This is a genomic window from Limosilactobacillus oris DSM 4864, from assembly GCF_001434465.1.
GTDB classification, from domain to species: domain Bacteria; phylum Bacillota; class Bacilli; order Lactobacillales; family Lactobacillaceae; genus Limosilactobacillus; species Limosilactobacillus oris.
Genome location: NZ_AZGE01000012.1, coordinates 34296 through 46168, shown reverse-complemented (window position 1 = coordinate 46168; position 11873 = coordinate 34296). Strand labels below are relative to the sequence as shown.

9 protein-coding genes are annotated in these 11873 nt (G+C 53.0%); 7 read left to right on the top strand and 2 right to left on the bottom strand.

The genetic code is table 11. From position 1 onward, the window contains the following. Positions 1-64: 64 nt before the first annotated feature. Positions 65-1462 carry a DUF2252 domain-containing protein gene (locus FC49_RS05775; RefSeq protein WP_056984499.1) on the bottom strand — a complete coding sequence of 466 codons (1398 nt, stop codon included), beginning with the start codon at positions 1460-1462 and terminating at the stop codon, positions 65-67. Positions 1463-1597: 135 nt separating this feature from the next. Between FC49_RS05775 and FC49_RS05770 the strand changes: the two genes are divergently transcribed. The 3 genes from FC49_RS05770 (at position 1598) to FC49_RS05760 (ending at position 4901) form a co-directional block, all read left to right on the top strand. After that, positions 1598-3151, top strand: coding sequence for a plasmid pRiA4b ORF-3 family protein (locus tag FC49_RS05770; protein ID WP_225349539.1), 1554 nt, complete (start codon positions 1598-1600; stop codon positions 3149-3151). Positions 3152-3223: 72 nt separating this feature from the next. Beyond that, the gene (locus FC49_RS05765) at positions 3224-4264 is read left to right on the top strand and encodes a zinc-dependent alcohol dehydrogenase family protein (protein ID WP_056984498.1); all 1041 of its coding nucleotides are present in this window, start codon (positions 3224-3226) and stop codon (positions 4262-4264) included. Positions 4265-4313: 49 nt separating this feature from the next. Then, entirely contained in the window at positions 4314-4901 is a 588-nt protein-coding gene (locus FC49_RS05760; protein WP_003713682.1) for a peptidylprolyl isomerase, read from the top strand. 169 nt (positions 4902-5070) lie between these two features. Here FC49_RS05760 and FC49_RS05755 read toward each other — a convergent pair whose 3' ends face one another. After that, positions 5071-5952: a LysR substrate-binding domain-containing protein gene (locus FC49_RS05755; protein WP_003715459.1), complete on the bottom strand. Its 882-nt coding sequence runs from the start codon at positions 5950-5952 to the stop codon at positions 5071-5073. Between the two features lie 147 nt (positions 5953-6099). Between FC49_RS05755 and FC49_RS05750 the strand changes: the two genes are divergently transcribed. The 4 genes from FC49_RS05750 (at position 6100) to FC49_RS05735 (ending at position 11871) form a co-directional block, all read left to right on the top strand. Continuing rightward, the gene (locus FC49_RS05750) at positions 6100-7728 is read left to right on the top strand and encodes a malolactic enzyme (protein WP_056984497.1); all 1629 of its coding nucleotides are present in this window, start codon (positions 6100-6102) and stop codon (positions 7726-7728) included. A 323-nt stretch (positions 7729-8051) separates the two neighbouring features. Further along, complete coding sequence (locus FC49_RS05745; protein WP_003713717.1) at positions 8052-9440, top strand: class II fumarate hydratase; 1389 nt, start codon at positions 8052-8054, stop codon at positions 9438-9440. A 22-nt stretch (positions 9441-9462) separates the two neighbouring features. Then, complete coding sequence (locus FC49_RS05740; protein ID WP_003715447.1) at positions 9463-10857, top strand: flavocytochrome c; 1395 nt, start codon at positions 9463-9465, stop codon at positions 10855-10857. A gap of 78 nt (positions 10858-10935) precedes the next feature. After that, positions 10936-11871, top strand: coding sequence for an L-lactate dehydrogenase (locus tag FC49_RS05735; protein WP_056984496.1), 936 nt, complete (start codon positions 10936-10938; stop codon positions 11869-11871). Positions 11872-11873 lie beyond the last annotated feature (2 nt).

Genomic DNA, 11873 nt, shown 5'->3' with positions numbered 1-11873 from the left:
TAAAGTAATCGGGCTTATGTCACAGCCCCATTTCCCACTCCCGTTTGTCTCACTCTCTCATAGTTTAGCGTTGCTGTTTGTCTTTTTGAACAGCCTGTTTGAAGGCCTGGTAGTCCATGCTGACTTGTTTAACGTACTGCAATGACCAGTTGGCCAGCCCTTCATCAAGAACTTTTTGGTGCTTGATGTAGCCGCGGATCATCGGCGAGGTCGGACTTTGGGAATGAGCCATGGCGAGCAGGAGGGCGCAGACCTGACAGTAGAGTTGGAAACTATCCAGGTCCAGCTTGCTGACGTTGATTGATTCCTTCATGTCACGGAATTGGCGAACGTAATAGCTGCGGCCGCCAAAACGGGTACTTGCCAGGAAGGGATCCGAACTCGATTGCAGGACCCGCTGGGCGGTGACGATTCGGCGCCCAGCCCGGATTCCATTGTGAATTGCTTCTTGAACCTGCAAGCTGAGGAGGTTGTAACGAAGGGGAAGGGCCTCCTTGACTTGGAGGACGATGTGGCTGCCGTCCAGCCCGGTCAGCATGATTAAGTAGCAGCGGGTCCCAAAGCTGCCAACTCCGACACTGTAACGGATAATATCGGAAATATGGAAGTTGGCAAGGAGAACTCGGACGTCTTCGCGGGCGTTTTGCCGGTAGAAATTATAGCCTGCCACCACTTGCTGGTAGAGGAGGGGACCGAGATGTTTGGCCCGCGGCGGGTTATCCTTGAAGACCAGCTGGCCGAGTTCGTTGGTGGTCCCCATCTTTTGGACGATTTCTTCGGAGTTACTGTGCTGGCTCTTCTTCATAATTTTCTCGAGCCGGTAATTCATTTCCGCGTTGCCATCACCGAGGGCGTTGATGGTATTGACCATGTCGTTGATTTCAAAGGAAGAATAAAAAATTTCGGAGAGGGTCATCCGGTTGGCCCGTTTAATAGCGTGCCGGTAGGTCTTGGTCGTTAGCTTGAGCAGTTCCTTGAGGGCGTCGCGGTTAAAGCCGTTTTCTTCCCCGACCAGTTCGGCGCTGACCAGGAGGCGTTTCAGGTCACTCTCCCAGTTGCCGATTCGGGACTCGTCAAAGTCGTTGAGGCCAAAGAGCAGTTGTCGTTCCGGTGAGGCATAGAAACCAAAGTTATTGACGTGGGCGTCCCCACTGATGACGATGGGGATGTTGCTCTGGTGCTGCTCTTTTAAATCGCGTTCCATCAATTCCGCGGTGCCCCGAAAAAAGGCAAACTGGCTTGCCAGCATCCGTTGGTGACGCAGGGGCAGCAGTTCGGGAATCATTTTAGATTCGGTCATCTGGATGGCTACGACCGGATCCCGGTCGACGGGGACGAAGGTACTCAGGTCCTGGCTGGTCACCTTTTGCTGGATGTTGCGGCCGGTGCGCTCCAGTTCCTGCTTACTCTGGTGGAGCTGCAGCCGTTTTAAGTCAAAAATATCTAAATTAGGATTAGTCATGGGTAGACTTCCTTTCCGTACTTGCGTTGGTGCTAGTAATTCTCATTTTAGCATTTTCGTTAAGTTGGTAAACAATATTTGTTTTGATAATGGTTATCTGCCACAATAAGAGTAACTATGGAAAAGGAGCTGGTAATGGTGATTATTGCAGTAGATGATTTGCTCGCCCAACACCTGCACGTTAACACGCGGGCACGGTTCAAGGGCCAGCTGGGTAATGCACAAAACTGGTCGGTCCGAGTGACGGGTGACTTCATGATTGTTATGAATAACCAACTGGCCCTGCCTGTAATTGTGCGCCACCCCCAGCGCTTTAATGATTCCCGGTCATTCATGGCGGCGTTTAAGCGCCAATTCCTCGCCCTGCTGGAGCTTTCACCGATTCCGCACGCAAAAATCAGCCTGATTCGCAACGCTCAGTTTGCCACCGTGAGCTTTGAAAGGGGCGTCAACACGGCGGCGGCCCGCTACCTCCAGAATTACGCTGACCTGCTAAACGACCATCAGGGGACGATCGACTGGAGCAAGCAGCCTAGCAATGCCGAACTCGCTTTACAGCTAGCGGAGGAGACCTGGAAGAAGGACCCGGTATCGGGAGAAAAGCTGCCAATCATGGACTTCTTTGAAGACTACGCGATGATGAACTTTCACTTGCCAGCCCATCCCGACTTTAACGAGCATAACCGCACCTACCTCTACCGCTCCTCATCCTTAAACGATATTATGAACGCGGTGGCAGTCAACCAGCAGTTCTTGACGGACTACCGCCGCCTGCTCGACCGCCACGGCAAGAGTGACCAGATTATTGACAGGGATGTTGACGTGGCCGCGGACTACTGTTCATTTTGTGAGGCGAACGGGATCTCGCCCCTGGATGACTTGGCCTTACCGTATTATTACCTCCTCCACTACGATGAACGGCAAGATGAAAACATTTCTGACACGGCCTTGAAGGGCATTGCGACCGGCTTGCGCGAGTTTGCTCGTTTTATGCGGGCGCAGCAGCTGTTTAGTGATGATGACTTCAGCCAGTTTAACCAGGCGGTGGCTCAGGGTTGGGACGCCCTCCATTCTCAGCAGCGGACCTACCACTTGCAACAGCTGCTGCGCCGGATTCAGTTGCAGTTTGACCGGCAACGGCAGAACGTGCGACGGCCCCTTGATGTAGCCCGGCAAACCTTCCGCGTGCGGGTCGAGCTAGCCGATTATTCTCCGCAAATGTGGCGGGAATTTGAGGTTAGCGGAGATACCCGCCTCGACAAGTTGTGTTTTCAAGTACTCACGCTCTTTAATGTCCGGGGCAACCACCTCTTTGACCTCTGGGCGGGGACAACTGGCTACCAGCTACCGCTTTTGGACAGCGGCTATGAGGAGACGGCCAGCCTGACAAAGCACTGGCTTGGCGAATTTAAGGCGGGTGACCAGCTGACCCTTAACTACGACTTTGGTGATTCCTGGAAATTTATCATCCGGCTGGTGGCAACCTCCGGCGTACCCCGCCGTTCTAATGGTGACCGGGCAAAACTTCTGGCGGGCTTTGGCCGGGGAATCATTGAGGATATTGGCGGCCCGACTGGTTTGACACAAGCTGCCAAGGATGATTTGACACTCAACCAGCCCCTCGATATTGCCGCGGTTCAGGAACGCTGGGGAGCGGCAATTACAAGCCTGCAGCGGCACTACGAATAGGAAAAGAAACTTAACACGACGCGTCAGTGGGGTACAATGAACTTAATTCGATGATGAAAGAGAGCGTTGTAGATGACAGAACAAAACGAAACGATTCCGAAAACGATGCGGGCGTGGGCGGTCACTACTCCGGGGCCAGTCGATGGCGACCGGGCCCCGCTTAAACTGGTGGAAAAGCCCGTCCCGACACCTGGCCGGGGGGAAGTGCTGGTCAAGGTCTTGACCTGTGGGGTCTGTCATACCGACCTCCACGTCACGGAGGGGGACCTGCCAGTTCACCGTAAACACGTGACGCCAGGGCATGAAATCGTGGGGCGGGTCGTTGCCCGGGGGCCGGAAACCCAACGCTTTGCCCTTGGTGAACGGATTGGGATTCCGTGGTTTCGGCATGCCTGCGGGGTCTGCAAGTTCTGCCGGTCTGGTCACGAAAACCTGTGCTCCCACTCCGTTTACACCGGCTGGGATCATGACGGCGGCTATGCCGAGTACGTGACCGTTCCGGAAGGCTTTGCCTACCGGATTCCGGCGCGTTTCGATTCCTTAACCGCGGCGCCGCTATTGTGCGCGGGCATCATTGGCTACCGGGCCTTCGAACGGGCGAACGTTACTGCAGGTGGGCGCTTGGGCCTGTATGGTTTTGGCGGGTCCGCACACATTACGGCCCAAATTGCCCTGGCCCAGGGGATTGAAGTCCACGTCTTTACCCGCGGTAAGGATGCCCAGAAGTTTGCACTTGAGCTAGGCTGTGCCTCGGCGCAGGGGGCCTATGACCCGTCACCAGTGCCACTGGATTCCGCAATTATGTTTGCCCCCGTTGGCGAGATGGTCCTGCCGGCGTTAGCGAGCCTTGTTCCCGGGGGAACCCTGGCCGGTATTCACATGTCGGATGTACCAACGCTGAATTACCAGGACTACCTTTTTCACGAAAAGACGTTGACCAGTGTGGAAAGCAACACGCGGCGGGACGGAGAGGAATTTTTGACCCTGGCGGACCGGCTCGACATTGAACCAGCCGTGACGGAGTACCCGTTTGAGCAGGCGGACCAGGCCCTCCGCCACGTTAAGGGTGGCAACATCAAGGGTGCCTGCGTGCTCCGGGTTAGCAAAGAATAACGATGTTTGCTAAGATAGTGATTATTAATAAGAGAAATGAGGAATAGACATGGATTATCCACAACTTGATTTAACCAAGGCGGAGGGGCCCCAGGCAACAATCAAGACTAGCTTAGGGGAGGTCAAAGTGCAGCTCTTTGCTAAGCTGGCACCGAAGACCGTTAAGAACTTTGTTGAACTTGCCAAGAAGGGCTACTACAACGGGGTGCTTTTCCACCGGGTGATTCCCGACTTTATGATTCAGGGCGGGGATCCTACTGGTACTGGCCGTGGTGGTGAAAGCATCTATGGCAAGGCCTTCGAAGACGAGTTCAGCGACCAGCTCTTCAACTTTAACGGTGCCTTGTCCATGGCTAACGCCGGCCCGAACACGAACGGCAGCCAATTTTTCATCGTGTCCGCCAGCCGGGTACCCGCAAATATGCTGGAACAGATGAAGATGGTTGGTTACCCGCAGGAGATAATTGACCACTACAAGGAAAAGGGTGGCACGCCATGGCTGGACCACCGGCACACCGTCTTTGGTCAGGTGATTTCCGGGATGGAGATCGTCGAAAAAATTAGCAAGGTCGACCGGGATGGCATGGATAAGCCAAAGGAAGACGTTGTGATGAATGAAATTACAATTGAAGAATAGTTAAGAAGGGGCTGGGAATTAACTCAACCTCTTTAATATTTTAAAGTTAGTAATGCCTCAGCGCAGTAGCTGGCTGGCAATTCAAACGCTGCTACATCAGCATTTGACCAACCCCAAATAGGCTTGCTGCGCGGCGTAGCCATAATGGCTCTTATTAGTCATTACGTGCTTATTTCGCCTGTTCCGTCAATAGCTGCCAGAGTTTTTGCTGGTCGGCTGAGAGAACCTCGGTTTCCCGGGTCGCTAGTGAAAGTCTGAAAGTCGGCTGGTCGTCATCGGTGATCGCGAGGACAACAACATCGTCACTCGGGACAATCGCCAGCTGGGTCAGAAATGAAATTCCCAGATTTTCGGCCACCATCGCCTTGATCACGTGGATGTCGGGTGTGCGGAAAAGAACCTTCGGGCGAAAATGGGCATTATGGCACATCTGCTTGAAAGCCTGTTCGTGGAAAAATTCGCTTCCTGGGACGATAAAACGTTCATTTTTAAGAGCAGCAAAAGAGACCTTCTTTTGACGGGCCAGCGGGTGGTTCTTGCCGACGATGACCTTAAAAGGATAGTGGGCAAATTCCTGGGTGTGCAGGCGGGCCTGGTGGAGGGCTTCCAGAGAGCCGAGGAGGGCAATGTCCAGCTGACCCTGTTCCAGCATCCGCAACAGCTCCTTGGAGCCGTGTTCATAGGTGTCGAGGTGGGACATCAGCTTGGCCCGCATCAGCATCGGGGTGAGCGGGGGAAAGTAGTAGTTGCCGATAATTGGCGGCAGGCCAAAGCGAATCCGGGTCGACTGGGTCCGAGCGATTTCTTCCCGGGCCACCCGGAGTTCGTTAAGGATGACCGTAACGTGGTTGGCAAACTGCTGGCCCGCTGGTGTGATGTGCAGCTGCTTATGAACGTGGTCCCGGATGAAAAAGGCACTGCCAAAGTCCTTTTCTAAGCGCTGAATGGCCATCGTGATTGTCGGCTGGCTGACTTGGAAGTGAGCAGCAACCTGGGAAAAATTTTGGTATTCGACTAATTTTTGGTAGTATTCAAGATCCTTGATCTTCATAAATAAATCCCCCTAGATCAGTAATCGAAGCCTGGTATATCAACTTTATTGATAGTGTAACATAAGTTTGACTATAAATTAGTGGCCCTCTTATGATGGGAATCGTTAATTGCATAAGAAGAAAGATTAGAGAGGGATAGTGACACTATGATGCGTAAGGGAATGCAAATCTTAAATGACCCCTTTAAGAATAAGGGAACGGCGTTTACGATGGCGGAACGCCGAGAGCTGGGGTTGCTGGGCCTGTTGCCAACCCACGTGCGGACAATCGAAGAACAGGCGGCAGAAACCTACGCTTTGTACCAGTCTAAAACGTCGGGAATTGAAAAACGCCACCTGCTGATGGAAATTTTCAATACCAACCGGACCTTGTTTTTCTACCTGATGAAGCAGCACATTACCGAATTCATGCCGATTGTTTATGACCCGGTAATTGCCGAGTCCATCGAACAGTACGATGAGCGTTACCTGCGGCCTCAGGATGCCGCCTACCTGGATGTCAACCATCCGGAGGACATTGCCACGGAGCTGGCCGCTGCTGCGGACGGTCGTGATATTCGCCTGATTGTGGTCACCGATGCGGAGGGAATCCTGGGAATTGGTGACTGGGGAGTCAACGGGGTCGATATTTCGGTCGGGAAGCTGATGGTCTACACCGCGGCCACTGGCATTGACCCGGCCCAGGTCCTGCCGGTATCGATTGACGCAGGGACTGACAACCAGCAGCTGCTGGATGATCCTAACTACCTTGGCAACCGCCAGCACCGGGTTCGTGGCGACCGGTACTTTGCCTTTATCGATCGCTTCGTCGAAGAAGTTGAGAAACTCTTCCCCAAGAGCCTGCTCCACTTCGAAGATTTCGGTCGGGGCACCGCGGCCCAGATCCTCGATAAGTACCAGGGCCAGATTTTAACCTTTAATGATGATATTCAGGGTACCGGGATCATTTCCCTCGCCGGGGTCCTGGGTGCCATGAACATCTCTAAGGAAAAGCTGACCGACCAGATCTTCCTGACCTTTGGCGCCGGAACTGCCGGTATGGGAATCGCTAAAATGTTGTACGAGGAACTGATTCGGCAGGGGATGGAGCCCGCGGAAGCGAAGAAGCGCTTCTACCTGGTTGATAAACAGGGGCTCCTCTTCGAAGACACACCGGGTTTGACCCCGAAGCAAAAACCGTTTACCCGTCAGCGGGCCGAATTTGCAAATGCGGATGAGCTGACTGACCTGCTTTCCGTAGTTCAGGCGGTGCACCCAACGGTCATGATTGGCACCTCGACCCAGCCGGGAGCCTTCAATGAAGCAGTCGTCAAGGAGATGGCGGCCCATACTAAGCGACCAGTAATTTTCCCACTATCCAACCCCACTAAGCTGGCCGAAGCCAAGGCGGCCGACCTGCTAAAGTGGACTGGAGGCCGGGCCCTGGTTGCCACCGGAATTCCGGCGGGGACGATTAATTATGACGGCGTAGATTACCACATTGGTCAGGCCAATAACGCCCTGATTTACCCGGGAGTTGGCTTTGGCGCCCTGGCCGCCCAAGCCAAGCTGTTGAATGATGAGATGATTGCAGCCGCCGCGCACGCCCTGAGTGGCATTGTCGACCCTGACCAGCCGGGGGCCGCCGTCCTTCCGCCGGTGGAGAAGCTAGCGGACTTCTCGAAGCGGGTTGCCATCACGGTTGCCCAGTCGGCAATCGACCAGGACTTGGCCGGTGAGGGAATCACAGACGCCCAAACGGCTGTGGAGAAAATGACCTGGGAAGCAAAGTATTAAATATGCCGTCACCTGATTAGCTATTTAATAAGCACTTGCAAGCAAACTGTTAATCTAGCTTGTGAAAATGAGCTTAATTGTGAAAATGCTCCAGCAACTTTTTGAAGTTAAGGGGCATTTTTTGTTTTTAAAACCTTGTGAAAAAATCACACCACCCAAATGAAAAGGCTATCACACCGGGGCAGGCGCCTAATTCCATAAGTGAAATTTATAAAATGTTAAAGGTTTGACTATTGCAGTGGCGATGAGTTAGGATAATGGCGTAATGATGTGTAACATTTCACAAGTTGTTATTGCAAGATAATCCATTGGAGGTTTTTATTATGTCTGATTACCGAACAGAAGAAGATACTTTAGGCCCAGTTAAAATCCCCGCAAGTGCATTATGGGGACCGCAAACGGAACGGAGCCGCAATAATTTCCCAACTGGTCAGTACATGCCGTTAGCAATTATTCGTGCTTTACTGAACATTAAGAAGGCAGCGGCCCAGGCGAACATGGAAACCAATGCAATTTCTGCTGACAAGGGTAACTTAATCGTGAAGGCAATCGATGAATTGCTTGCGTTAAGCGATGAAGACCTGCGCAAGGACTTCCCATTGAAGGTTTACCAGACTGGTTCTGGGACGCAGACCAACATGAACACTAATGAAGTCGTGGCCCACAAGGCTCACGAAATCAACCCGGACATCGAAATTTTGCCAAACGATGATGTCAACAAGGGGCAGAGTTCAAACGATACTTTCCCAACCGCGATGAACGTGGTGGCTTTGGAAGCCTTAGACAACCTGAAGCCAGCGGTTCAACACCTGATTGACGAATTGAAGATCAAACAGGACAAGTACTGGAAGACGGTTAAGGTTGGCCGGACCCACCTGCAAGATGCCGTGCCGTTGACGTTCGGTCAAGAAGTTTCTGGCTACGTTTCCGCACTAGAACACGACTTGGACTACATCAAGACTTTGGAACCAACCCTGAACGAATTAGCCATTGGTGGGACTGCCGTTGGTACTGGCTTGAATGCCGCCGAAGGGATGCCAGAAAAGATTGCTGAAAAGCTGTCTGAAGTTTACGGCTTGAAGCTGACTGCCAAGAGTAATAAGTTCTACGGCTTAGCTAACCACTCTGGACTGGATGTAGTCCACGGTGCTTTGAAGACTTTAGCCGCTGACATGTTCAAGATTGCCCAGGATATTCGGTTCTTGGCTTCTGGTCCCCGGGCTGGTTATGATGAATTAAACATTCCAGCTAACGAACCAGGCTCATCCATCATGCCAGGGAAGGTTAACCCAACCCAGGCGGAAGCCGTTACGATGGCAGCTATTCGGGTCTTCGGTAACGATACCGTGGTTACGATGGCTTCATCCCAAGGTAACTTTGAAATGAACGTTTACAAGCCCGTCCTGATCGACGCCTTCCTGGAATCGGCGGACCTCTTGGCCGGAACCATCACTGGCTTTGCTGACCGCTGTGTTGCTGGCATGACCGTTAACGAAAAGCGGATGGCCGAACTGGTTGACAATTCGCTGATGACGGTTACCGCACTGTCACCACACATTGGTTACCACGACAGCGCCAAGATTGCCCAAGCCGCTGACAAGGCTGGCAGCACGTTGAAGGAAGCAGCCCTGAAGTCCGGCAAGGTGACTGAAGAACAGTACGACGAATGGATGGATATGCTGAAGATGACTAACGTTGATCGTGAAGACTAATTAAAAAGGAGATCAATTAATAATGGCAGAAAAGTTTCAACCATTATCAGTTAGCAAGCTGGATGACAGCTATGATGCTGTCATCATTGGTTCTGGTGGAACCGGGCTGGCCGCTGCTATTCAGGCCCACGAGCTGGGCATGAAGGTGGCCGTGCTGGAAAAAGAAGAGGAACTGGGTGGGAACACCAACCGGGCCTCTTCCGGGATGAACGCCGCCGAGACCAACGTTCAGCTACACCACGGTGTGATTGACAACGTCGGTGACTTCTACCGTGAAACCTACAAGGATGGTGGCCGGCTCAACGATAAAGACATGCTGGGCTACTTCGTCTACCATACCGCGCCGGCAATCGACTGGTTAGCTGACCACGACATCAAGCTGGATGACATCACCGTTACCGGGGGAATGTCCAAGAAGCGGACCCACCGGCCAGCAAGTATGGCGCCGATTGGTGGCTTTCTGGTCAACAGCCTCCTCGGTGTTGTAGCCAAGGAAGATATTCCGGTCTTTAACCGCACCAAGGTCATTAAGCTCTTACAAGACGCGGAAGGCCGGGTTAACGGCGTTGAAGTCAAGTCTGGCGACCTTACGAAGCAGGTCAGTGCCAAGGCAGTGATTCTGGCAACCGGGGGCTTCGGTGCTTCTAAGGAATACATCGAACGCTTCCGCCCCGACCTCAAGGACTACAAGACGACCAACCAACCGGGGGCTACCGGTGACGGCCTGAAATTGGCCGAAAGTGTTGGTGCTGAGCTGATGCAGATGAACCTGGTTCAGGTTCACCCAACCGTTCAGCAGGACAACCCCCATGTCTACCTGATTGGGGAAGCTGTTCGTGGTGAAGGGGCTATCCTGGTTAACGCAGACGGGCAGCGGTTCGTGAATGAGCTGAATACCCGGAAGATCGTTTCCAACGCCATCACAGCCCTGCCAGAGCACAGTGCTTACCTGATTTTCGACCAGGGCATCCGTGACCGGGCCAAGGCCATTGAGTTCTACGACAAAGTAGGTCTGGTTGTTCATGGTGATACGGTTGAGGATTTGGCTGAGAAGCTGAACATGGATCCGGCAACCTTGAAGCAGACGGTTACGACCTGGAACCAGGCCGTGGAAAACCATGATGACGCCGAGTTCCACCGGACGACTGGGATGGACCGGGGCATCACCAAGCCGGGCTTCTTTGCCATCCACATTGCCCCAGCTATCCACTACACGATGGGTGGAATCCACGTTACGCCGAAGACTCAGGTTCTCGATGGCAACGGGGATATCATCCAGGGGCTCTTTGCCGCGGGTGAAGTTGCTGGTGGCCTGCACGGTAACAACCGGGTCGGCGGGAATTCCATCGCCGAAACGATTGTCTTTGGCCGGCAGGCTGGGCAGCAGGTTACCCTCTACGCCCGCAGCCTCAAGTAGGCTTGAAATTTGACCGGGACCGTGGCTGGTGCCGGTGATAAGCAATTATTTTTAACCTTATTCAGGGAGGAATTCGATATGATTAAACGTCGCCACAAGGTTCTCCTAGTCGGTGATGGTGCGGTTGGTTCGTCATTTGCATACTCGCTGCTGCAAACGACGCAGGAAGTTGATGAATTGGTGATTGTCGACCTTAACAAGGACAAGGCGGACGGGGATGCCATGGACCTGCAAGACATTACCCCTTTGGAGGCACCAACGATTATTCGTTCCGGCGAATACGCTGACGCTGCCGACGCGGATGTGGCCGTAATTACCGCTGGGGTACCCCGGAAGCCGGGCGAAACCCGGTTGGACCTGGTTAACAAGAATGCCAAAATCTTGTCGACAATTGTTCAACCAATCGTCGACAGCGGTTTCCACGGCATTTTCGTGGTTTCCAGCAACCCGGTTGATATTTTGACAACTCTGACTCAGCGGATGTCTGGGTTCCCTAAGAACCGGGTCATCGGGACGGGAACGTCACTGGATAGTACCCGCTTAAACGTGATTTTGGCAGAAAAACTGAACGTACCGGTAAGCGAGATCGACGCCCACATCATGGGCGAGCACGGGGATACATCCTTTGCAGCCTTTGATGAAGCTACGGTCAACGGCCAGCCGCTTAAAGAAGTTGCCAATTTCACCGCAACTAATTACGCTGGAATCGAGGAAATGGTGAAGGAGCGGGGCGGTAAGATTATCGCACGCAAGGGTGCCACCTTTTACGGCGTCGCCAAGTGCCTGGCCTACATCGTGAAGGCTATCTTGGAAAACCGCAACGTGACCCTGCCAATCTCCGCACCCTTAAATGGTGAATACGGTGTTTCTGACCTCTACCTGGGGGTTCCAGCGGTCATTAACACTAGCGGAATCGTGAAGGTTATCGAACATGACCTTTCAGAAGAAGAGAGTAAGAAGATGGCTCATTCGGCTGCCAAGATGAAGGAAGTTCTTGACGGCGTAGAGCTGTAACT

Coding starts and splice junctions, on each gene's coding strand:
- FC49_RS05775 (WP_056984499.1), bottom strand. CDS start 1,462: ATGACTAATCCTAATTTAGATATTTTTGACTTAAAACGGCTGCAGCTC.
- FC49_RS05770 (WP_225349539.1), top strand. CDS start 1,598: ATGGTGATTATTGCAGTAGATGATTTGCTCGCCCAACACCTGCACGTT.
- FC49_RS05765 (WP_056984498.1), top strand. CDS start 3,224: ATGACAGAACAAAACGAAACGATTCCGAAAACGATGCGGGCGTGGGCG.
- FC49_RS05760 (WP_003713682.1), top strand. CDS start 4,314: ATGGATTATCCACAACTTGATTTAACCAAGGCGGAGGGGCCCCAGGCA.
- FC49_RS05755 (WP_003715459.1), bottom strand. CDS start 5,952: ATGAAGATCAAGGATCTTGAATACTACCAAAAATTAGTCGAATACCAA.
- FC49_RS05750 (WP_056984497.1), top strand. CDS start 6,100: ATGATGCGTAAGGGAATGCAAATCTTAAATGACCCCTTTAAGAATAAG.
- FC49_RS05745 (WP_003713717.1), top strand. CDS start 8,052: ATGTCTGATTACCGAACAGAAGAAGATACTTTAGGCCCAGTTAAAATC.
- FC49_RS05740 (WP_003715447.1), top strand. CDS start 9,463: ATGGCAGAAAAGTTTCAACCATTATCAGTTAGCAAGCTGGATGACAGC.
- FC49_RS05735 (WP_056984496.1), top strand. CDS start 10,936: ATGATTAAACGTCGCCACAAGGTTCTCCTAGTCGGTGATGGTGCGGTT.